Source organism: Bacillus sp. Xin1, assembly GCF_013314535.1.
GTDB lineage: Bacteria > Bacillota > Bacilli > Bacillales > Bacillaceae_G > Bacillus_A.
This window is the reverse complement of sequence record NZ_JABUAE010000033.1, coordinates 26,930-48,992: the sequence shown is the minus strand read 5'-3', so window position 1 is coordinate 48,992 and position 22,063 is coordinate 26,930. Positions and strand designations below refer to the sequence as shown.

General features: G+C 36.9%; 22 protein-coding genes and 2 tRNA genes. All 24 read right to left on the bottom strand.

Annotated elements, in window-relative coordinates; all coding sequences use genetic code 11:
- Positions 1-365: 365 nt before the first annotated feature.
- The 24 genes from lysS to yabN all read right to left on the bottom strand — a co-directional run bounded on the left by lysS (position 366) and on the right by yabN (position 22,058).
- Positions 366-1,865: a lysine--tRNA ligase gene (lysS, locus tag HRG09_RS21915; protein WP_174102929.1), complete on the bottom strand. Its 1,500-nt coding sequence runs from the start codon at positions 1,863-1,865 to the stop codon at positions 366-368.
- Positions 1,866-2,027: 162 nt separating this feature from the next.
- Positions 2,028-3,026: a tRNA dihydrouridine synthase DusB gene (gene dusB / locus HRG09_RS21910; protein WP_174102928.1), complete on the bottom strand. Its 999-nt coding sequence runs from the start codon at positions 3,024-3,026 to the stop codon at positions 2,028-2,030.
- 23 nt (positions 3,027-3,049) lie between these two features.
- Positions 3,050-3,253, bottom strand: a complete 204-nt coding sequence (locus tag HRG09_RS21905; protein WP_174102927.1) for a helix-turn-helix domain-containing protein — start codon at positions 3,251-3,253, stop codon at positions 3,050-3,052.
- Complete coding sequence (gene folK / locus HRG09_RS21900; protein WP_174102926.1) at positions 3,205-3,720, bottom strand: 2-amino-4-hydroxy-6-hydroxymethyldihydropteridine diphosphokinase; 516 nt, start codon at positions 3,718-3,720, stop codon at positions 3,205-3,207. The genes HRG09_RS21905 and folK overlap by 49 nt, the downstream gene beginning before the upstream one ends.
- Positions 3,717-4,079: a dihydroneopterin aldolase gene (gene folB / locus HRG09_RS21895; protein WP_174102925.1), complete on the bottom strand. Its 363-nt coding sequence runs from the start codon at positions 4,077-4,079 to the stop codon at positions 3,717-3,719. Before folB ends, folK begins: the two co-directional genes overlap by 4 nt.
- Positions 4,080-4,940: a dihydropteroate synthase gene (folP, locus tag HRG09_RS21890; RefSeq protein WP_174102924.1), complete on the bottom strand. Its 861-nt coding sequence runs from the start codon at positions 4,938-4,940 to the stop codon at positions 4,080-4,082. It lies immediately after the preceding gene.
- A complete protein-coding gene (gene pabC, locus HRG09_RS21885) occupies positions 4,897-5,784 on the bottom strand; it encodes an aminodeoxychorismate lyase (RefSeq protein WP_174102923.1) in 888 nt (295 codons plus the stop codon). The genes folP and pabC overlap by 44 nt, the downstream gene beginning before the upstream one ends.
- A complete protein-coding gene (gene pabA / locus HRG09_RS21880) occupies positions 5,778-6,365 on the bottom strand; it encodes an aminodeoxychorismate/anthranilate synthase component II (protein WP_098338906.1) in 588 nt (195 codons plus the stop codon). The genes pabC and pabA overlap by 7 nt, the downstream gene beginning before the upstream one ends.
- Before the next feature lie 5 nt (positions 6,366-6,370).
- The gene (gene trpE / locus HRG09_RS21875) at positions 6,371-7,768 is read right to left on the bottom strand and encodes an anthranilate synthase component I (RefSeq protein WP_174102922.1); all 1,398 of its coding nucleotides are present in this window, start codon (positions 7,766-7,768) and stop codon (positions 6,371-6,373) included.
- Between the two features lie 220 nt (positions 7,769-7,988).
- Positions 7,989-8,912 carry a cysteine synthase A gene (cysK, locus tag HRG09_RS21870; protein WP_174102921.1) on the bottom strand — a complete coding sequence of 308 codons (924 nt, stop codon included), beginning with the start codon at positions 8,910-8,912 and terminating at the stop codon, positions 7,989-7,991.
- 115 nt (positions 8,913-9,027) lie between these two features.
- Positions 9,028-9,903 carry a redox-regulated molecular chaperone HslO gene (hslO, locus tag HRG09_RS21865; RefSeq protein WP_174102920.1) on the bottom strand — a complete coding sequence of 292 codons (876 nt, stop codon included), beginning with the start codon at positions 9,901-9,903 and terminating at the stop codon, positions 9,028-9,030.
- 6 nt (positions 9,904-9,909) lie between these two features.
- Entirely contained in the window at positions 9,910-10,698 is a 789-nt protein-coding gene (locus HRG09_RS21860; protein WP_174102919.1) for a type III pantothenate kinase, read from the bottom strand.
- A 419-nt stretch (positions 10,699-11,117) separates the two neighbouring features.
- Complete coding sequence (gene ftsH / locus HRG09_RS21855; protein WP_174102918.1) at positions 11,118-13,019, bottom strand: ATP-dependent zinc metalloprotease FtsH; 1,902 nt, start codon at positions 13,017-13,019, stop codon at positions 11,118-11,120.
- An 85-nt stretch (positions 13,020-13,104) separates the two neighbouring features.
- Positions 13,105-13,647: a hypoxanthine phosphoribosyltransferase gene (gene hpt / locus HRG09_RS21850; RefSeq protein ID WP_174102917.1), complete on the bottom strand. Its 543-nt coding sequence runs from the start codon at positions 13,645-13,647 to the stop codon at positions 13,105-13,107.
- On the bottom strand, positions 13,644-15,074 hold the full coding sequence (gene tilS, locus HRG09_RS21845; RefSeq protein ID WP_174102916.1) for a tRNA lysidine(34) synthetase TilS: 1,431 nt from the start codon (positions 15,072-15,074) through the stop codon (positions 13,644-13,646). Before tilS ends, hpt begins: the two co-directional genes overlap by 4 nt.
- A gap of 226 nt (positions 15,075-15,300) precedes the next feature.
- Positions 15,301-17,772, bottom strand: coding sequence for a stage II sporulation protein E (gene spoIIE, locus HRG09_RS21840; protein ID WP_174102915.1), 2,472 nt, complete (start codon positions 17,770-17,772; stop codon positions 15,301-15,303).
- Between the two features lie 261 nt (positions 17,773-18,033).
- Positions 18,034-18,105 (bottom strand) — tRNA-Glu (locus HRG09_RS21835).
- A gap of 13 nt (positions 18,106-18,118) precedes the next feature.
- Positions 18,119-18,192: transfer RNA gene (locus HRG09_RS21830), tRNA-Met, on the bottom strand.
- A gap of 167 nt (positions 18,193-18,359) precedes the next feature.
- On the bottom strand, positions 18,360-18,845 hold the full coding sequence (locus tag HRG09_RS21825) for a S1 domain-containing RNA-binding protein (protein ID WP_017154400.1): 486 nt from the start codon (positions 18,843-18,845) through the stop codon (positions 18,360-18,362).
- An 87-nt stretch (positions 18,846-18,932) separates the two neighbouring features.
- Entirely contained in the window at positions 18,933-19,292 is a 360-nt protein-coding gene (divIC, locus tag HRG09_RS21820) for a cell division protein DivIC (protein WP_174102914.1), read from the bottom strand.
- Entirely contained in the window at positions 19,289-19,942 is a 654-nt protein-coding gene (yabQ, locus tag HRG09_RS21815) for a spore cortex biosynthesis protein YabQ (protein WP_174102913.1), read from the bottom strand. Before yabQ ends, divIC begins: the two co-directional genes overlap by 4 nt.
- Entirely contained in the window at positions 19,939-20,226 is a 288-nt protein-coding gene (gene yabP / locus HRG09_RS21810; RefSeq protein WP_217448138.1) for a sporulation protein YabP, read from the bottom strand. Before yabP ends, yabQ begins: the two co-directional genes overlap by 4 nt.
- An 80-nt stretch (positions 20,227-20,306) precedes the next feature.
- Positions 20,307-20,582 carry an RNA-binding S4 domain-containing protein gene (locus tag HRG09_RS21805; RefSeq protein ID WP_017154396.1) on the bottom strand — a complete coding sequence of 92 codons (276 nt, stop codon included), beginning with the start codon at positions 20,580-20,582 and terminating at the stop codon, positions 20,307-20,309.
- Positions 20,583-20,594: 12 nt separating this feature from the next.
- Entirely contained in the window at positions 20,595-22,058 is a 1,464-nt protein-coding gene (yabN, locus tag HRG09_RS21800) for a bifunctional methyltransferase/pyrophosphohydrolase YabN (protein WP_174102911.1), read from the bottom strand.
- Positions 22,059-22,063 lie beyond the last annotated feature (5 nt).

Below are 22,063 nucleotides of genomic sequence, written 5' to 3'. Positions count from 1 at the left end.
AAAATAAAAATTGACGTTTCACGTTGTTTGTTTCGTTCAGTTTTCAAAGAACTCGTTTGCCGCCTAAGCGACTTTATTAATATAACATTTCGTTATATTTTCGTCAACAACTTTTTTATTTAAAAGTTGTTTTCGTTTATTTTCTTTATTGTCTTTCGTGACAACGAATATAAATATACCAGTTCGTTTATTAAAATGCAATAGTTTTTCCAATAAAATTTTTAACATAGTAAAAAAATATAAAAACAGCACTATCTTCCTCTGTAAAGTACCTTTCTTCTATATCGGAAATAAGTCGTCAAGGCTTTACTTCTCTATACAAAACAACAAAAAGAAAAGCTTTGGAGAAATCTCCAAAGCTTAGTTTAGTCTTGTTTATGACGCATCGCTGGGAATAACAGCACATCACGAATAGATGGTGCATTTGTTAATAGCATAACAAGGCGATCGATACCAATTCCAAGTCCACCTGTAGGAGGCATACCATACTCAAGTGCTTCGATATAATCATCGTCCATCATATGCGCTTCATCATTACCTTGCTCACGTTCTTTTAATTGTGCTTCAAAACGCTCTTTTTGATCGATCGGATCATTTAATTCTGTAAATGCATTTGCATGCTCACGAGCAACAATGAATAATTCGAAACGATCTGTAAAGCGTGGATCTTCATCATTCTTTTTCGCAAGAGGAGAAATTTCCACTGGGTGACCATAGATAAATGTAGGTTGGATTAACTTTTCTTCTACCTTCTGTTCGAAGAATTCATTAATAATATGTCCAACTTCCATTGTATCTTTAATTTCTACACCATGCTCTTTTGCTAGTGTACGCGCTTCTTCAACGCTCATTGGATTCCAGAAATCCGCTCCAGAGTATTGTTTAATCGCATCTACCATATGAAGACGCGTCCATTCTGGCTCTAAATTAATTTCTTGCTCACCGTATTGGATTGTTGTTGTACCTAGTACTTGTTTCGCAATATGAGCGATCATATTTTCTGTTAGTTTCATAATATCTTTATAATCTGCATACGCTTCATATAATTCAATCATTGTAAATTCAGGATTATGACGCGTTGATACACCTTCATTACGGAATACACGACCGATTTCATATACCTTCTCTAAACCACCTACAATAAGGCGCTTTAAGTGTAACTCGATTGCAATACGCATATATAGTTCCATATCTAACGCATTGTGATGTGTAATGAATGGACGAGCAGATGCCCCACCCGCAATTGCATGCATCATCGGTGTTTCCACTTCAAGATAACCATTGTCATCTAAGTATCTTCTCATTTCACGAATGATTTTACTACGAGTAACAAATGTTTCACGACTTTCCATACTTGTAATTAAATCTAAGTAACGTTGACGGTAGCGTTGTTCAACATCTTTCAATCCATGATATTTATCCGGCAGCGGGCGAAGAGCTTTTGTTAATAATATGAAGCCTGTCGCTTTTACTGAAAGCTCTCCTACATTTGTTTTGAAAACTTTCCCTTCAATCCCTACTAAATCACCTAAGTCAGCTGTCTTAAATAATTCATACTGCTCATCTCCAACAGCATCTTTACGAACATAGATTTGAACTTGTCCGTGTAAATCTTGAATATGTGCAAAACCTGCTTTCCCTTTACCTCGCTTTGTCATAATACGACCAGCAATAGAAACAGAGATTTCCTTCTCTTCTAATTCTTCTTTAGAGAACTCTCCATACAAGTTGAATAATTCTTTCGTTGAATGTGTACGCTCAAAACGTTTACCAAACGGATCGATTCCTTGTTCACGTAAATTATGTAACTTCTCGCGACGCACAAGCAATTGGTCGTTTAATTCTTCGTGGTTCATGTTATCCATGGTATTGATATCACTCCAGCTCTATTAAAATTTACAATATATACAGTATATCATTTTCTACCCAACTAGAAAAACTGCCAGTAGTATACTGGCAGTCTTCTTTCTTTCACGTAATTATAGGAAGTGAACGAGAGAATGTCAATCATCTCCTCTTACTTCTACTTAACCAACATGAATTGTTTGTTGTTTCGCTTCTACTTCCTCTACAAACGCCCCTAATAAAGAAGCAAAGTCTTGACGCGTATTACAAGCATTAATCGCATTACGCACTCTCGCATTACCACTTACACCTTTTAGATACCAAGCTGCATGCTTTCTCATTTCCCTTACCGCAATATCTTCATTCTTTAAATCAATAAGGCGATCTAAGTGCAGCATACATACATCTATTTTCTCACGCACCATTGGTTCAGGCATTAATTCCCCTGTTTCTAAATATTTTACCGTACGATAAATCATCCATGGATTCCCAAGAGCTGCTCGACCTATCATAACACCATCAACACCAACTTCATCAAGCATGCGTTTCGCATCTTGAGGTGTTTCCACATCACCATTTCCGATAACAGGAATATTTACAGATTGCTTTACTTGTTTAATAATATCCCAATCCGCTTTTCCTTCATACATTTGAACACGTGTACGCCCATGAACCGCTACAGCTTGACCGCCTGCACGTTCAACCGCTCTAGCATTTTCAATTGCGAAAATGTGTTCTTCATCCCAACCAATACGCATTTTCACTGTAACTGGCTTTTCAACAGCATCTACAACCGCTGCTACCATTTCATATATTTTATTCGGGTCTAAAAGCCACTTTGCACCAGCATCACACTTCGTAATTTTTGGAACAGGGCACCCCATATTGATATCGATAATATCCGCTGTTGTGTTTTTATCTACATATCTCGCAGCGTCAACAAGCGTTTCTTTCTCACCACCAAAAATTTGCAAACTTAGCGGCTTTTCTCTCTCATCGATATATAGCATATCTAATGTTTTTTTGTTATTAAATAAAATCGCCTTATCACTTACCATTTCAGCACATACTAGACCTGCACCAAATTCCTTTACTGTTAAACGAAATGCAGAGTTACACACTCCCGCCATCGGTGCTAGCACAACCGGATTCTTCATCTCAATGTTTGCAATCTTTAACAATCAACTGCCTCCTTTCTTTATCCTCACTTTGGCATTAATTCATCTATTGAAATCTTTAATGTCTTCGCAACTTCTACTACAAAATCTTGAGTTGGAGTTCTATTCCCTCTCTCAACTTCTCCTAAAACAGATACAGATACCCCTAATTCCTTCGCAAAACCTTCTTGCGTATAACCTTTTAACTTCCGAAAAGCACGAATGCGTCTTCCCCATTTTTCTGCTTCCATACCGTTACTCCCTCTCGCCTTTTCATTTCATCTATTTGTGAACGTGAAATGTTTTGTTTTATATCTTGATTAATTTCTAACAATGGAACGATAACAAAAGCTCTTTGGAACATCCGCGGATGCGGAACAATAAGATTCTCTGCTTCAATATTTTCTTGATTATAAAGCAAAATGTCAAGGTCAACGGTTCGCGGTCCCCATCTAATTTCCCTTTTTCTTCCTAAACCATTCTCGACCCTTTGCGTTACTTTCAACAATTCTTGCGGCAATAAATTGGTAGAAATTTTTATAACTAAATTTAAAAAACGATTTTGGTCTGTATATCCAACTGGATCTGTTTCATATACAGAAGAAACATCTTCTACTCGAATATAGGGATTTTTATTTAACATTTCAATCGCTTGTGATAAATAAGCATAACGATCACCAATATTTGACCCTAAAGCAACATACGCTATATTTTTCATGGTCGTTCTCTCGTAATCTCTACCGCCACAGAACGATAATGCCCTGGTATTGGTGGATCTGGTTTAATAACTTTTACTGTGCACCGCGAAATACTTATATACTGTTTTAATATATTTGCCGCTATATTTTCTGCAATACTTTCTACAAGCTTGTACGTTCGGTCCTCAACCACTTGTCTACAAAGTTCGAAGAGCTCTCCATAGTTTACCGAATGCTCTAAGTTATCATTTTCGCCCGCTTGTTTTAAATCCAATTCTACCGTTAAATCCACTCTAAATCTTTGGCCCAATTTATTCTCTTCTGGAAATACACCATGATAGCCATAGAACTCCATATCATGAATATAAATTTTATCCAATCATTTTACCCCCTTACCAATCATCGCATCCATCATCTTTGCCATACGTGCCATTTCCTTCACATCATGAACACGAATCATTTCACAACCTTTTTCAATTCCAAGACAAATCGATGCCCCTGTCCCTTCTACACGTTCCTCTACCGGTAAATCTAAAACATGCCCGATAAATGACTTTCTCGAAGTCGCAAGAAGAACTGGATATCCTAATACATGCAACTGTTCTAAATTACGCATTACTTCTAAGTTTTGTTCTGGCGTCTTCGCAAAACCGATACCTGGATCTAAAATAATATTTTCATCCGGTACACCTGCATCTTTTGCAATTTTAACACTCTCATATAAATCCGCAATCATATCAGCTATAAGATTGTGGTAATTTGTATTCTCACGATTATGCATCAAAATAATCGGCACATTATAATGAGCTGCAACTTCTGCAATTTTCGGTTCTGCCTTTGCTCCCCACACATCATTAATAACATGGGCACCCGCTTCAATCGCTTGCTCAGCTACTTCAGCTTTATACGTATCAATCGAAATAGGTACTTTCACTTCTTTTGATACCGCTTGGATCATCGGAATTACACGCCCCAACTCTTCTTCCACCGAAACTTTTGCAAAACCAGGACGAGTTGATTCTCCACCTATATCAATAATATCTGCACCGTTTTCTACCATTTCTTTTGCATGACTTACAGCTGCGTTCACCTCATCGAAGTTCCCACCATCTGAGAATGAGTCCGGTGTAACATTTAAAATCCCCATGATTAATGTCTTTTTATTTAAATCTAATGTATATTCGCCGCAGCGCAAATCATAATTCCACTTCACACGACACATCTCCTCTTCGCAGTTCATTCCGGCTCCAAAGATTTTCTCTATGCATTTCATATACACGTATTAGAGACTTTGTAACCTTCCCTTCTTTACCAGGGAAATCACTTTCGCCAATCTGATTAAGCGGAACAATTTCTTGAATAGAATTTGTTACAAACACCTCATCAGCAGAAAGCAGTTCCTTTTGTGTAAAGAAACCTTCTTCCACACGTACATCTAATACTTCAGCAATTCTTATAATAAAAGCACGAGTGATTCCATTTAAAATCCCCGTTTCAAGTGATGGCGTATATAAAACACCTTCCTTTACAAAAAAGAGATTCGAAACAATCCCCTCCGCAACGTGACCTGCTTCAGTAAAGAAAATCCCTTCTTTATCCGGTGCATCTCCAATTTCACGTTTCCCTAAAATGTTATTTAAATAGTGATGGGACTTTAAACGAAATGCTCCTTCTGGCGTATTTCGTGTTTGTTTCAAAACAACGCCTTCCTTTTCCACTACACTCGGAACTGCCAAAGGCTTTATAAATACGATGACAGAGGGCCCTTCATAAGCCCCTGTTTGTAAACCTATTTCATCTATACCAGCTGAAACATTAAAACGAATATATGCATGTTCTAACCCATTTCTTACGAGTAACTCCTGTAAAATACGCAGTACATCATCTTTCGTCATCGTCCATTCAATTTGCAAAGTAGAAAGAGCACCCATTAAGCGTTCATAGTGATCATCTAATAAAAATGGATGCCCGTTATAAATACGAAATGTCTCAAAAACCCCCAGGCCATATAAATATCCATGGTCATAAGGAGAGATTTTTGCTTCATCCGCTTCTACATATGTGCCATTTACATAAATTAGCATGACGATACACTCGGACTATAACTACGAATAAAGTTCTGCAGTAACTCTTTCCCATGTGAAGTCATAATAGACTCTGGATGAAATTGCACCCCTTCAATTGGCAATGTTTTATGACGAAGCGCCATAATTTCTCCCTCTTCTGTCCAAGATGTCACCTCTAAACATTCTGGCAATGTTTCTTTTTTGACAATAAGAGAATGGTAACGCGTTGCTGTAAATGGATTCGGAATATCTGCAAAAATCGTTTTTCCATCATGGTACATCGGAGAAGTTTTCCCGTGCATTAAACGATCTGCACGAACAACATCTCCTCCAAATACTTGCGCAATCGATTGATGACCTAAGCACACACCAAAAATAGGAATCTTTCCTGCGAAATATTTAATGACATCCATACTTATACCAGCTTCATTAGGACTACAAGGTCCTGGTGAAATCATTAAAAAGTCTGGTTTCATTTGTTCAATATCTGAAATCGTAACTTCATCATTACGTTTAACAACAAGCTCTTGTCCAAGTTCTCCAAGAAATTGTACTAAATTAAATGTAAAAGAATCATAATTATCAATCATCAATATCATTTCTCTCACCCAACCGTTTCTTCGCTGCTTTCTTTCGCACGCCACAGGGCGATTGCTTTTTTCAACGATTCTTTATACTCATTTTTTGGATTTGAATCAATTACAATTCCTGCCCCAGCCTGCACATACGCTTGACCATCCTTTGCAAGAAGCGTACGAATCACAATATTTAATTCCATATCTCCTGAGTAACCAATCCATCCAATTGAACCTGTATAAATCCCGCGGCGAACAGGTTCTAATTCTTCGATAATTTCCATCGTACGGATTTTCGGTGCACCCGTAATCGTTCCACCTGGAAACACAGCTCTTACTAAATCGAAAGCATCCTTATCCGGTTCAACCTCACCCCGAACATTTGAAACGATATGCATAACATGTGAGTATTTTTCGATTACCATAAATTCATCTACTTCTACAGTTCCATACTTACAAACTCGCCCTAAGTCATTACGCTCTAAATCTACAAGCATGACATGTTCTGCACGTTCTTTTTCATTTTCAATTAACTCTTTTGCCAAGATTTCATCTTCTTGTTCATTTTTCCCGCGAGAACGTGTACCGGCAATCGGACGAGTGCTCACTTCATTCTCTTGTTTTTTAATTAACAATTCCGGTGAACCGCTAACAATTTGAAAATCCCCAAGCTCTAAGTATCCCATATATGGTGATGGGTTAATTTCACGAAGGCTCGTATAAATTTCTAGTGGATGTGTTTGCAATGTTTTCTCTTGTCTTGTAGACAGATTTACTTGAAACACATCTCCAGCTCCAATGTATTCTTGAATACGCTGAACAGCTTTCATAAATCCTTCTTCTGTAAAAGCTACTGCTTCATTTCTATTTTCAGGACATTCAAATGGCACTTTAACTTCAGGAGCTTCCTTCATCCAAACGCTCTTCCATTCATTCAAACGCCCTTCTGCTTCTTCACGCTCATCTATATAATGTGTAATAATCCACAACACTTCCTCTTGTTGATCATACACAAACACGTCATCAAATAACAAAAAGAATATGTCAGGTATATCCACGTCATCCACTGCAAAGGACGGAAGTTTCTCAATATAACGGATACAGTCGTAACTAAAATATCCGATTGCGCCTCCTTGAAACGGCGGATAGTCTGGATTATGATCCGTTTTCCATCGTTCCATATACTTTTGCATTAAATCTAAAGGATTACCTTGTTCTATTGTTTCCTTACCGCTTTCACTTATATGTAACGTTTCATTCTTCCCCTGAATTACCGCTACAGGATCAAGCCCCGCGATACTATAGCGACCCCCTCGTCCACTTTCTAACAAAATATGTTGATTTTTATCCTGAGAAAGAAACTTATACTGCTTAAAAAAATCTAACTGATATGGAATAGAAAGCGCTAAAGATTTTCTTTGCTGCATACCAACACCCCGTCTTCTTTTATCCCACTCCCTTAGAACTATCATCTTAAATTATAGATGTTTAGTGTGAAATAATTGTCCTTGGGAGCTAGTGAAAATAATTTAACTTTACTACTACTTATTTTACATGAAGTTTTCTAGTCATTCACTCTTTTCCTATTTTCAAACAAAAAAAGAGAAAGCATTCCTGAGAAGGAATACTTTCTCTTGACCGTACTAATTATGATTCAAATTGATAAAGCGGTGTACTTAAATAACGCTCACCATTACTCGGAATAACAACAAGTACCTTTTTCCCTTTACCAAGTTTTTTCGCTACTTCTGTCGCAGCATAAATGACAGCACCTGAAGAAATACCAACTAAAATCCCTTCTTCACGAGCTACTCTTCTCGCATACTCGAATGCTTGCTCTGTTTTAACTTGGATCACTTCATCATATACTTCTACATCCAATGTTTCTGGAACAAATCCTGCTCCGATACCTTGAATCTTATGTGGACCTGGTTTCCCGCCCGATAACACCGGAGAATCTGCAGGTTCTACCGCATAAATTTTAATACCTTCATATTTTTCTTTTAAAACCTCACCAGCACCTGTGATTGTTCCACCAGTACCAATACCTGCGATAAACGCATCTAATTGATCGCCCATTTGTTCAACGATTTCTGGTCCTGTTGTCAAACGATGAATTTCTGGATTAGCTGGGTTTTGGAATTGTTGTGGTATAAAGTAACCATTCTCTTTTGCTAATTCAGTTGCTTTGCGAATTGCGCCACCCATTCCTTCTGATCCTGGAGTCAATACTAATTCAGCTCCATAAGCACGTAGTAAATTACGACGTTCAACACTCATTGTTTCCGGCATTACTAAAATAGCCTTATATCCTTTTGCAGCAGCTACCATTGCTAAACCAATTCCCGTGTTACCACTCGTTGGTTCAATAATTGTATCGCCCTCTTTTAATAATCCTTTTTGTTCAGCAGCTTCAATCATAGATAGTGCAATACGATCTTTCACGCTACTTCCAGGATTCATAAATTCTAATTTTAAGTATATTTCTGCGCTGTCTTGCTCTACGATGCGGTTCAACTTAACGATCGGCGTTTTCCCGATTAATTCTGAAACTGATTGTGCCACTCGCATTCCTGTCACTCCTAACACCGAGTATTTTTATTGGTTTTGTATATATTATAATTTTGACAGAATTTTTCTTAGTTGTCAATTTATTTAGATGATTGAAAATTAATAGAAATTACCCTTATAGACTATTAATTATATTTGTAATATCTTCTTTAGAGAACTTATATCTTTCATTACAGAAATGACAATGTACTTCTGTTTCATCTTCTTCCTCACGAACTTGCTTTAGTTCTTCCTTACCTAAACTAATCAATACTGCTTCAATGCGCTCACGAGAGCATGTACAGTTAAATTGAACATCCATTGTTTCTAGTACTTTTACTTTGTCTTTCCCTAATACTTCATATAGCAATTCTTCTGGCGAAAGACCTTGTTCAATTAATGTTGAAACAGGCGGGATTTTTTGCAAACGTTCTTCAATAAATGAGATCGTTCCTTCCTGTGCCCCTGGCATAATTTGTAGAATGAATCCACCAGCAGCCAATATACTATCATCTCCGTTTACAAGAACACCAACACCAACAGAAGAAGGCGTTTGTTCAGAGACAGCAAAATAGTATGTGAAATCTTCTCCTAATTCACCCGAAACAATTGGAGATTGTCCGATAAACGGTTCCCTCATACCGATATCTTTAATTACCGTTACGAACCCTTCTGTACCTACCGCTTGATATACACGTAATTTCCCTTGCTCCGTTGCTTCAAAATCAACATGCGGATTCGTTACATATCCACGCACATCACCATTTGCATGAGCATCTACTAGAATCGGGCCAAGTGGACCATTTCCTTCCACCTTAATTGTCAGCTTTTGGTCACCTTTTAACATAGCCCCCATCATTGTACCAGCTGTTAACGAACGCCCAAGTGCTGCTGAAGCAGTTCTCCACGTATCATGACGTCTTTGCGCCTCACTTACCGTATTTGTTGTACGTACACTATACGCACGAACTTCTCCATCAAACGCCAATGCTTTTACTAAATAATCTTTCATACTTATTTATTCACCCTTCTCATGTTGTAAATTTGCATTACGCTCATATAACATATGCAAGCCTTTTAATGTTAAAAACGGATCTACAATATCAATTACATTAGATTCTTCTGCAATTAACTTCGCTAATCCACCAGTTGCAATAACTTTCGGTTCTTGTTTAGCTTCCTCTTTCATACGCTTCACAATACCTTCTACTTGTCCAACATATCCGTAAAGAATTCCAGATTGCATTGCACTTATCGTATTTTTTCCAACAACACTACTTGGTTTTGTAATTTCAATACGAGGAAGTTTAGCCGCTCTACTGTATAAAGCCTCTGCCGAAATCATAATCCCCGGTGTAATTACCCCACCCATATAATGCTTATTCTCGTTAATATAACAATATGTAGTCGCTGTACCAAAATCGACAATAATAAGCGGGCTTCCATATAATTGGATACCAGCTACAGCATTTACAATACGATCCGCTCCAACCTCACGTGGATTTTCATATTTAATATTTAAACCTGTCTTTATTCCCGGTCCCACTACAAGTGGTTTAATTTTGAAATACTTCTCACACATACGCTCTAAAGCAAACATAATTGGTGGTACAACCGAAGAAACAATAATCCCTTTCACATCTTGAAAAGAAAGGCCCTCATGTTCAAGTAACTGTTTCACTAACATACCGTATTCATCTTCTGTTTTATGACGATCTGTCTCCATGCGCCAATGCTGACGAAGTTTTCCACCTTCAAATACACCAAGCACCGCATTTGTATTCCCTACATCCAATACAAAAATCATATTCTCACCACTTATCTTATTTAATCTTATATTTGTGCAGTATGTACAAAACTGATACTGCCATCATATCATACATACCTATATAATCAGTTTTTCCATCTTCATCATTTTACAAAAAGATTGTTCACTATTTCAATTTTTAATGCAAAGAAGATTCAAATTTATATGTAAATCCGATTTGATTTTCTAACATATAAATTGTGGCTATGAAGAACGACAAGAAACTTTCGCTCATTTTCTCCTTCTGTTTTTACATGGCATGTGGCTAAAAAAAGCACCGACCACTTCTATGCATGGGCGGATCCTCTTTCCCACCTAAAAGGAAGGATTTCATGTCGATTTTCAATCTGTATTTATATATACAAGTACACTATTTCCTCAACATAAAAAAGGAGTGACGATTGTCACTCCTTCATTTCTTATTTATCTTCTGTGTTTTCGTCATCTTTTTTCATAGTAATATTTACTTTCACATCTTCAGACGACTTCGTACGTTCAGGTAAAACCCCATAATCATATAAATGATTGATTTGCTCTGCATCTAATGTTTCTACTTCAAGTAACGTTTTTGCAATAATATCAAGCTTATCACGTTTTTCAGTAAGAATTTGTTTTGCACGAGCATAACATTCTTTCATAATTGTTTGCATTTCCACATCAATTTCATGTGCAATTGCATCACTGTAGTTTTGTTCTGAATGGAAGTCTCTTCCTAAGAACACTTGACCACCTTGTGAGCTACCAAACTGCATTGGTCCAAGCTTGTCACTCATACCAAATTCCGTTACCATGCGTCTTGCAATGCCAGTCGCACGTTGGAAGTCGTTATGAGCTCCTGTACTTACTTCACCAAATACAATTTCCTCAGCCACTCGACCACCAAGTAAACCAGTGATTTTATCAAGTAATTCTGGTTTTGTCATGAAGTACCGATCTTCTTTTGGAAGCATTACCGCATAACCACCAGCTTGACCACGAGGGACAATTGTTACTTTATGAACGATATCAGCTTCATCAAGCACGACACCGATTACAGTATGACCCGCTTCATGGAATGCCACGATGTTACGTTCTTTTTCAGAAATAACACGACTTTTCTTCGCAGGACCTGCAATAACGCGGTCTGTCGCTTCATCGATATCAGACATATCAATTTTCTTCTTATCTTGACGCGCAGCTACTAATGCTGCTTCGTTTAATAAGTTTTCAAGATCCGCACCAGAGAATCCTGGTGTACGAGTTGCAATGGCTCTTAAGTTAATATTCTCATCAAGCGGTTTATTACGAGCGTGTACTTTCAGTACTGCTTCACGCCCATTTACATCTGGACGATCCACTGTAATTTGACGGTCAAAACGTCCTGGACGTAATAATGCCGGATCAAGAATATCAGGACGGTTTGTTGCAGCGATGATAATAATACCTTCATTTGCACCGAATCCATCCATCTCAACAAGAAGTTGGTTTAACGTTTGCTCACGCTCATCGTGTCCACCGCCAAGACCAGCTCCACGCTGACGACCCACTGCATCAATTTCATCGATGAAAATGATACAAGGAGCATTTTTCTTTGCATTTTCAAATAAATCACGTACACGGGAAGCACCGACACCGACGAACATCTCTACGAAATCAGAACCACTAATAGAGAAGAAAGGAACGCCAGCCTCACCTGCAACAGCACGTGCAAGTAATGTTTTACCTGTACCTGGAGGTCCAACTAATAGGACACCCTTCGGAATACGGGCACCAACTTCAGCGAACTTACGAGGATCTTTTAAGAATTCTACTACCTCAACAAGCTCTTGTTTCTCTTCGTCCGCTCCAGCCACATCTCTGAAACGTACTTTTTTCTTTTCATCATTGTATAACTTCGCCTTACTTTTTCCGAAGTTCATAACACGGCTACCACCGCCCTGAGCTTGGTTTAGTAAGAAGAAGAATAAAATGAAGATAATCACAAACGGAATGATAGAAGTAAAGAATGTCACCCAAGCACTTGTTTCCTCTGCTGGTTGGTACTTCACTTCAGCACCTTGCGCTTTGTCATTAATTTTCTTTTGTAATTCTTCAGTATTTGGTGCATAAGTAACAAATTGTTCTTCTTGACTAGCATTGCTAAATTGTCCTTTTACCTCAAATACACCATTTTTCGGTTGAAGCTGCACATTACGCACTTCACCTTTTTCAAGTTTAGTAATGAATTTATCGTAGCTAATTGATGTTGTTTTTTGTGTTGAACCATTAAAATAGCTCACGATTCCAATTACTACTAAGAATATCAGTAAATAAAAGATGGTATTACGGAAGATACGATTCATTCCTAACCTCCTCTCACGGCATAAACACTATAGTAAATCGTAACATAGAAAAACTTTCCTATACAATTATAACGCCTGTATTTAATTAATTTGAGTAAACGCTTGGTTTTAACACTCCAACATAAGGAAGATTACGATATTGCTCTTTATAATCTAAGCCATATCCTACAACAAATTCATGAGGAACAGTAAACCCAACGTAATCTGCTTTTAGATCGACTTTGCGTCCAGTTGGTTTATCTAGTAGCGTAACAATCTTTACAGATTTCGCCTTACGATATTTGAATAGGTCCACTAAATAACTTAATGTAAGACCGCTATCAATAATATCTTCAACGATTAAAATATCGCGACCTTCTACAGAAGTATCAAGGTCTTTTAAAATTTTTACTTCACCTGTTGAAACTGTAGAATGACCGTAGCTAGAAACAGCCATAAAATCCATTTCAAGATATGTATCTGTTCTTTTTAATAAGTCTGCCATAAATGGCATTGCACCCTTTAATACACCAATTGCAAGAGGTACTGTATTTTTGTAGTCCTTTGCAATAATTTCACCTAGCTCATGCACCTTTTCTTGTATTTGTTCTTCGGAAATTAATACTTTTTCGATATCTTGATTCATCATTTCATTATCCTCCTGGAAGACTCCTTGCTTTTGTAGTGAATAATAATATACTTATCCTTATCTGCTACTTCATTTGAAATAGCAAATGAAGATTGTTTCAACAATGGAACCCAAATAATATTCCCGCTTGCATCACAAACAATTGGCCACTCTTCTCTTTTTTCTTTCGGTACTTTCGCCTCAATAAAAATAGCTTTTATCTTTTTAGTACCACTCATACCTTTTATCGACATGCGATCTCCATTTTCTCTAGAGCGAATAAGAAGAGGATATGATATATCATTATACTTAGCAACAAATACCGTTTCATTCATGTTGCTTGGTAATTCCTCATTTACTTCTGCTACAAGTTCATCCCCATTTGCTAATGTAATGGCACCTGGTACTGATAAAACTTGTGAAAAAGGAAAAACAATTTCTTGCTCAAATCGGAAACTACATTCTTCATATGTACGAACAATTTTTAGACCAAAAGGAAAATCAAGTGATCCTGAAGGGTGTGTCCGTTTAAAAAATGCAATAACTTTGTCAATATGTATAGAAGAAAGCGAAGAAGGAATCTTGTATTCATAAAGATAGTTTAATATTAGTTGAATCCCTCGCCTTTGTAAAGGCATAGACATGGATTCAAAGGCAGGAATTGATAAGACGATGTGTTTATCACTTTTTTTTGTAATTACTTTATTCATCTTTTCAAAAGCTAATTCCTGCAAATACGCCTCATCCTCTTGCATAAGCACACTAAATTTTTGAAATTGCTCATGCACATGAGGGTTTTCCTTCTTTAAATAAGGCAGGACATGCTTACGTAATCGATTCCTCGTATATATTTCCTTTTCATTACTCGGGTCCATACGTGGTGTAATCCCTTTCCTATTACAATAAGCATTGATTTCTTTCTTTGTTACCGCTAATAAAGGTCTAATTAAATATCCACCATGGAAAGGACGTTTCACAGCAATTCCAGCATAACCCTTCGGAGTACTCCCGCGGACGAGACGCATTAAAATCGTCTCCACTTGATCATCTCCATGATGTCCAAGAGCTACATATAGCGCACCATATTTCCTCATTATTCTTTCCAAAAATGCATATCGGCATTCCCTAGCAGCTACCTGTGCATTCATGCCATATTGCTGTTGATATTGCGATACATTAATTCTTATCGTTTCGCAAATAACCCCAATCTTTCGGCAAAGTTTTTCTACAAATTGCAAGTCTCCATAGGATTCATTTCCTCTAAACATGTGATCCACATGTGCGACTACAATCTTCAATTTCCTCTCTTCTCTTTTCTCTAATAAATAATATAAAAGAGCTAAAGAATCAGGGCCTCCAGAAACTCCTACAACAATTGTCGAATATTCCTCTAATACATCATGCCGCTTTGCAAACTCATCTACTTTTTCAACAAATGTATCTTTCAACTTCGCAATCACCTTTCGTTAAAACCAAACAATAACATACTTTACCTTGCTTATAATGGTACAACTTTTACAAACTTTGTGCAAAAAAAAGATGTACAAAATTCACATTTTTATCTTACATCCCTCCTCTATCTTCATAGGAAGAATGAAACTACTTTTTTCTATAAGAAAAAGGCCTAGGTATCACCCTAGACCTCATAATCAAACCGAGAAACCCGCTGCCCCTCTACTGTGCTTGTTTACCCATGATTGGAATCGTAGCCCACTTTGGCATATTCTTCTTTACCTTAGCAACGACAATCGTCATATCGTCATTAATATATCCATCACTAGAACGAATAACCTCTTCCATAATGATATCAGCAATTTCTTGCGGATCATCTGTTTGTAGTTCTTTAATTTTACGCTTCATCCACAATTCATGGTTTTCCACATGCTGCGCTCCCTCAAAAATCCCATCGCTCATCATAATCAAAATATCTTCTGTTTTTAATTGTTCACCAACAACATCTACCTCAACATCCTCAATGATTCCCATCGGCAAATTGCTTGCCTCTATTTTAATAACGTCATTTCCACGTTTTACAAAACTTGGGGTTGAACCAATTTTTAAAAATTTTGCACTTGCATCACGTAAATCAACCATAGCTAAATCAAGCGTCGTAAACATTTCTTCTGTCGTTCTCAATGAAAGAATTGAATTAATAGACTTAATAGCAATCTCTTCATCGATACCGGATTGCAATATTTTTTGTAACAATTTTACCGTTTCCTTACTTTCCATATGTGCCCTTTGTCCGTTACCCATTCCGTCACTAATGGCAAGAGCATATTTCCCAACACTTAAATCCATCATCGCATACGAATCTCCCGATACAAATCCGCCTCCTTTTGCTGCTGTAGCAAGTCCTGTATCAAGAAAAAATGTTTTCGCTGACCCAAAAGATATCATGCTATGACCATTCGGATAAGCAGAAGGTTCTTCATGTTTAACAATAATATTTTCTTTTAAAATATCCGAAAGCATTGGTGCAACTAATTTTTCACATTCACCATGTTGATTAGATGCCGCTGGAATCATCATTTCAATATCAATATTCCCTCTATCTAAACAATAGATATCAACATGTTCCACCTCAACACCAAAGTCACGAAACGCTTGTAGAATTTGTTCTTCCTGCACTTGATGATTTTCCCGTTCACGCTGAATTTCTTTCGCAAAATCTTCCATTACTTTTGAAACACCTAATAATTGTTCCGCAACAATTCTACGATTATCTTTCATTTGTTTTCGTAACTTTTGCCCCTCATAGAAATGTCCTAATTCTCCTTCCATTAAATCTGTTACCTTTTTTCCTCTTACACAGTGCTTTTCCCATTCACGAACTAGTTTACGGTTATGCTGAAGGGTTCCTTCTTCTGTTTCATTCATAATTTGTTTCATATAATCATATGTTTTATCAAAATTCACTACCCAGCATTGATCCTTTTTAAAACATGATTGACACGTCTTTGCTGTAATTGTACTCAAGAATAAATCAGCTTCTGTCTCCTCATCTTCTTCCTCCACATATCCATATACCGAAAAACTATTAGATAATGCAGAAAATACATTTGCAAATTGATTAATTTTATTCGCTGTCACATCACGCATTCTACGTAAATATTGTTGTTGATCCTGAGAATGCTCTTGTGTTCCTGGCATAAATTTAGCAAGCCGATCAATAATTGCCTTCGGTGTTAATAGAAAGAATCCTATCGCCACTCCAGATTCTATTAAAGTTGTTATAATATTTACTTGCTTATCGACGTATAATGTAATTAAACTTGTACCAATTAACAACCCTAAACTTACACCAAGACGCTTCCCTTCTTTTAATAATCCACCAAGTAACCCGGAAAAAGCTAGCAGGCTAAGTTGAGATAAACTACCTACGTTCGCTAAACTCAATATCAATCCTGTAACAACTCCTACCGTTGAACCAGTAGCTGCCCCTGCAACAAAAGCAAATAATAATACTAAATATCTCGTGAAAATATGTTGAACTGAAGCATCGTAAATAAACCAATCTGTTGTACCCGTTAATACAGATGCAAGCAATATAATTAAACAAACAATTTCTTCCGTTTCTAATGCTTGTTGTTTTCCCTTTCTTTCCGTTAATAATGGTACACTCTGCAAGAAAATCATCGTTAAAACAAAACTAAGTCCTGCTTCAATGGTACTTACTAGTAAGTCATACATAGTGACGGCTTGCTGCGCGAAGTAAACAACAACGAGATGTGCGGTTAATGCGGAGATAAATACTTGAAATGGTACAAGTCCAACAATTTTACGTGTAAAACGACTAAAGAAGATATTATAAATAAAGAAAGTAAAAATAGATGCAAAGGCAAAAAATAAATTGTCTAGCGAAACGGAAAGCGCACCACCCATAAGAGCCAGAAATGCGAGTGCCATCTTATCACGTTTCATTACATAAACAGCAGCAAAAAACGGTAGTGCAAACGGTAAAATGTTCGTTAATATATATGCTCGTCCTAAAAGAAAACCGATTACAGCAATAACAAATCCCCATCTAAAGAAAACTTGCTCTAACTTCACTTTCAACTTGCTTGTCCACGTTATTGATCTGAGCTGTCCACCATTCATAGCCAGTGTACTTGTGTTCACAGTATTCCTTCCTGCTTTTGGCATATTTTTAACACCACCTGCATAGTTTAATTACTGTCATTATAAAAGATGATTATTGGGATTTTTGTCAAAACAACAGTTCATACCTACATAATCGTTCGACTTTTTATTCAAAATAAACCTATATATATACAAGTTGTTAAACATAAGCACTTTAAAATAATAGAAAATTCTAAAAATATAGGGTATTTTTGTAGAAGCATTGTATTCATTTACAATTTCTTAACAAAAAAAAGATCATGCGCTATGCATGATCTTTTTAGATGACCCGTACGGGATTCGAACCCGTGTTACCGCCGTGAAAGGGCGGTGTCTTAACCACTTGACCAACGGGCCGTTAAAATTAATATAGCGGCGGAGGGGATCGAACCCCCGACCTCACGGGTATGAACCGTACGCTCTAGCCAGCTGAGCTACACCGCCATGTCGTCTTATTTAACGGACAATTAGTATCTTATATCAAATACACTTTAAAGTCAATACGTTTTAAAAAGTTTTTTTATTCTTTTTTAAATATGCTTATTTACATAAAAAAGCACCCCGAGCAAATTACTCCGGGCACCTCTCTATATGTTAAGAATAAAACGTTCTTATCCGCGACGAGCGCCACGGCCACCACGTTTAGATTCTGTATTACGCTTTAAAGAAGTTAAACGATCTTCACTGTCTTTTAAAAAGCGTGCCATTTTTTGCTCAAACGTTTCTTTTTGATTGCCACCATTATCACGGCCACCACGGTTATCTCTGTTAAAAGAACGATTACGCTGTGGACGTCCAGAACGTTGTTGATCCCCACCGCGTTGATATTCACCACGTGGACGATCTCCTTCTGTTCTTACACGTTCTTTCGCTTTTTTAATAGATAGACCAATTTTCCCGTCTTTTTCAACATTAATAACTTTTACTTCTACTTGATCACCTACTTTTAAGTGATCATTAATATCCTTCACATAATTATCAGCAACTTCACTAATATGAACAAGACCCGTTAAGCCTTCTGGCAGCTCCACAAAAGCCCCAAAATTTGTAATACCTGTTACTTTACCTTGTAACTTGCTGCCTACCTCGATTGACATAAAAAAAATGCTCCTCCTTAGTGATTAAAAAGTCAAATTTTACTTTATTATATATAATCCTAAAATATAGTGTCAATAAGACACGACCTACTTAGAAACAGGAAAAATTATCTCCCCTTTTCCAGAGAAGAAATAATCTCTCCTAGCAATCTTTAAAACATACTCTTCGTCATTCAACTTTTGAACATCATCTTTTAGTTTTTTTTCTTTCTTTGTTAATGAATTCAATTCTTTTTGCATCTCTTCAACCTTTGCTGCTTTTGCTTTAATGGAACTATTTTGCTGATAAAACGTTACACTAATGCTCGCAATAATTGTAAAAGCAAAAACAAAAAAAACGGCCAAACGGCGATATAATCGCCTTCTGTTTTCATTCTTTTGTATTATATGTTCTTTGGCAGAATTTGGACTCTGTTCTTCAATCAATCTTTGCCTCAGTTCCCTCATTTCCGAGGTCCCCCTAACTTCTTTTTTATACGCTCCCAGATGTGAGAGATATAATTCTTCAATTTCTTTGTATGTTGCATTAACCCCGCATATCTCTTTATAAAAAGTTTAACACGGTTAGGGAGAAGTTTCCATATGAGCAAAGTAAGAAATCGAACAGGCCAGAAAAAAACTTTCCATACAAAAAGTAATATCCATCCGGAACACTTCCACAACACGTTCCCAATTGAAGATAGTATACGAAATAAAAATAATATAAAAGCAATAATAAGCTGCGCTATAATAATAACAGGTTTTATCATAAGTAGCTGTACAATTTTAATAAAAAATTGTACCGTTTGCACAAAAATATAAATGAGAAAATTCAATACTCGCATGTACACTGCTTTCAATAGGCTTTGATATGCAGCAAAACCACAAAGCAAAGCTGCAAAAACATATATACGTAATTCGGCTTCATTTACAATTAGCAATACGTAAAAGACAAACAGTGCTTGGACAATCCAAAACAGTATATCATATATAAATACAATCCAACGATTGCGCTGCGATCGCTGCAAGAAGCGTTGGTATGTATCTAATGCCGCTCCAACCCAAGCACCCATTCCGATCATGGAAAGCATTGTATACAATTGAATTGTTAAACTCATTTAAATAACTTACTAAAGAACCCTTTAGCTTTCTCCCCTTGATTCTCATCAATGTACAACATCTCATTAATTTTCCCTTTAATGGATACAATACCTTTTTCTACATCCAAATTTTTCATCTGTAAATTTTGACCGCGAATTGTTAAAAAACCCATTACAGTTTCTAACAAAAATTCTTCACTATCAAAACTCTCTACTTGTTTTACACCAGTAATATCTATTACACGTCTACCACGCATAACAATATCATGTTCTACAGAAACATTCTGTTGGTTAGAAGACATAGTTGAATAACTCTTATTCACGTCAATCCCCCCATAGCTTTATACGATCTAGTAAATAATGTATGAGGGAAGGAAATAATTTAGAACAAGCCTTCTTCTGCTTTCACTTTCTCTTCACGTACTACTGTATACATGTTAGCTGCATCTTCTTTTTTTGTTGTTTCTTTTAATTCGTTCACTTTTACAGTTACTACTTTTTGTCCAAAACGAATCGTTAGTTCGTCATCTACCTTCACGTCGGAACTTGCCTTTGCAGCTTGTCCATTAATCGTAATTCTTCCTTGATCGGCTACTTCTTTTGCCAGTGTTCTTCTTTTAATTAAACGTGATACTTTCAGAAACTTATCTAAGCGCATCTCATTTCCCCCTTATTGATTTTCTATCCGTTTTGCTTCTTCCCATAAAGCGTCCATTTGCTCTAATGTTAACTCCTGCATTTCCTTATTCATTTCAGCTACTTTCGCTTCCATGAATATAAAACGGCTCATAAATTTTTCATTTGTTTTATGAAGTGCCTCTTCTGGGTTCAATTTGTGGTAGCGAGCAACATTAACGAAGGCGAATAGTAAATCTCCAAGCTCACCTAACATTTTTTCCTTATCCATCTTTGTAACTTCTTGCTCAAACTCTTTCAATTCTTCAAAAACTTTTTCCATCATTGGCTGTACATCATCCCAATCAAAGCCAACTGTTCCTGCTTTTTTCTGAATTTCATACGCACGCAATAATTGTGGTAAACTTTTTGGAATTCCTATTAAAACAGATTCCTTTACATGTCCTTTTTCTTGTTTTTTAATTTCTTCCCAGTTTGAAACAACTTCTTCTGCATTCTCCACATCTATATCTCCAAATACATGTGGATGACGACGCACCATTTTTTCAGCTAGCGTTCGGATAATGTCATCAATGGAGAACCAACCCTCATCTTCTCCAATTTGAGCGTGAAGCATAACTTGCAAGAGCACATCACCAAGCTCTTCAATCAGGTGATCATCATCTTCTTCATCAATTGCTTCTAACACTTCATATGCTTCTTCGATTAAATATTTCTTTAAAGACTGATGCGTTTGTTTTTTATCCCACGGACAACCATTTGGTCCACGAAGCTCAGCAATGATTTCTCTTAGCACATCAAATTGTTGATATAAAGAAGCACGCTCAGCAACAGGCGGTATGTACACGCTCGTTAAGTTATTCAACTCTGTTTCATGATCTAACATATAGAGCGGTACTTTCTTCACCTGCTCAAACGATGTTCCTGCAGCTGTTACAATGTATACTTCATACTCATCCGGTAACATCTCCATTAATGTCAGCTTAACCTCAGATGCAACAAACGCATCATATACTTGGCAAAAAATTAAGTGTTGGCGTAATTCTAATTGTCCACGTTCAAATGAAGTTGCATCAATAAGCTGAAACCCTTCAATTGGATCTATTTTTAAACTAGCAAACATCGGATCCAAAAAGCTTTGTCCACCTTCAATTTGCACCTCAACTTGCTTTTCTTTTCCTTTTTGCAAGAGTAGTTGAACAGTTCGTTCTGCAACAAGCGGATGTCCTGGTACAGCATATATAATATCCGTACCTTGTGCTTGTTCTATTAACGTATTTGCAATTGTTTCGTATACAATTTCAAATGTGTCATGCGCCTCATATACATCATCAAAAGCTGTATACTTTACTCCTTCTTTTTCTAACGCTTCAATAACAGGGTGTTCTTTCGTACGCACATACATATGATCTGCTTCTTTTATCTTTCGGTACACACCCATTGTCAGCTGATCTAATTCACCAGCACCTAATCCTAAAATCGTAATTACTCCACTCACAACCA

Coding starts and splice junctions, on each gene's coding strand:
- HRG09_RS21905 (WP_174102927.1), bottom strand. CDS start 3,253: ATGGAAGCAGAAAAATGGGGAAGACGCATTCGTGCTTTTCGGAAGTTA.
- divIC (WP_174102914.1), bottom strand. CDS start 19,292: ATGAGGGAACTGAGGCAAAGATTGATTGAAGAACAGAGTCCAAATTCT.
- trpE (WP_174102922.1), bottom strand. CDS start 7,768: ATGCAGCAAAGAAAATCTTTAGCGCTTTCTATTCCATATCAGTTAGAT.
- HRG09_RS21805 (WP_017154396.1), bottom strand. CDS start 20,582: ATGCGCTTAGATAAGTTTCTGAAAGTATCACGTTTAATTAAAAGAAGA.
- yabP (WP_217448138.1), bottom strand. CDS start 20,226: ATGTCTTCTAACCAACAGAATGTTTCTGTAGAACATGATATTGTTATG.
- folP (WP_174102924.1), bottom strand. CDS start 4,940: ATGAACTGCGAAGAGGAGATGTGTCGTGTGAAGTGGAATTATGATTTG.
- pabA (WP_098338906.1), bottom strand. CDS start 6,365: ATGATATTGATGATTGATAATTATGATTCTTTTACATTTAATTTAGTA.
- hpt (WP_174102917.1), bottom strand. CDS start 13,647: ATGATGAATCAAGATATCGAAAAAGTATTAATTTCCGAAGAACAAATA.
- HRG09_RS21825 (WP_017154400.1), bottom strand. CDS start 18,845: ATGTCAATCGAGGTAGGCAGCAAGTTACAAGGTAAAGTAACAGGTATT.
- folK (WP_174102926.1), bottom strand. CDS start 3,720: ATGAAAAATATAGCGTATGTTGCTTTAGGGTCAAATATTGGTGATCGT.
- ftsH (WP_174102918.1), bottom strand. CDS start 13,019: ATGAATCGTATCTTCCGTAATACCATCTTTTATTTACTGATATTCTTA.
- HRG09_RS21860 (WP_174102919.1), bottom strand. CDS start 10,698: ATGATTTTTGTATTGGATGTAGGGAATACAAATGCGGTGCTTGGTGTA.
- cysK (WP_174102921.1), bottom strand. CDS start 8,912: ATGCGAGTGGCACAATCAGTTTCAGAATTAATCGGGAAAACGCCGATC.
- spoIIE (WP_174102915.1), bottom strand. CDS start 17,772: ATGCCAAAAGCAGGAAGGAATACTGTGAACACAAGTACACTGGCTATG.
- lysS (WP_174102929.1), bottom strand. CDS start 1,865: ATGGATAACATGAACCACGAAGAATTAAACGACCAATTGCTTGTGCGT.
- pabC (WP_174102923.1), bottom strand. CDS start 5,784: ATGCTAATTTATGTAAATGGCACATATGTAGAAGCGGATGAAGCAAAA.
- yabQ (WP_174102913.1), bottom strand. CDS start 19,942: ATGAGTTTAACAATTCAATTGTATACAATGCTTTCCATGATCGGAATG.
- hslO (WP_174102920.1), bottom strand. CDS start 9,903: ATGAAAGATTATTTAGTAAAAGCATTGGCGTTTGATGGAGAAGTTCGT.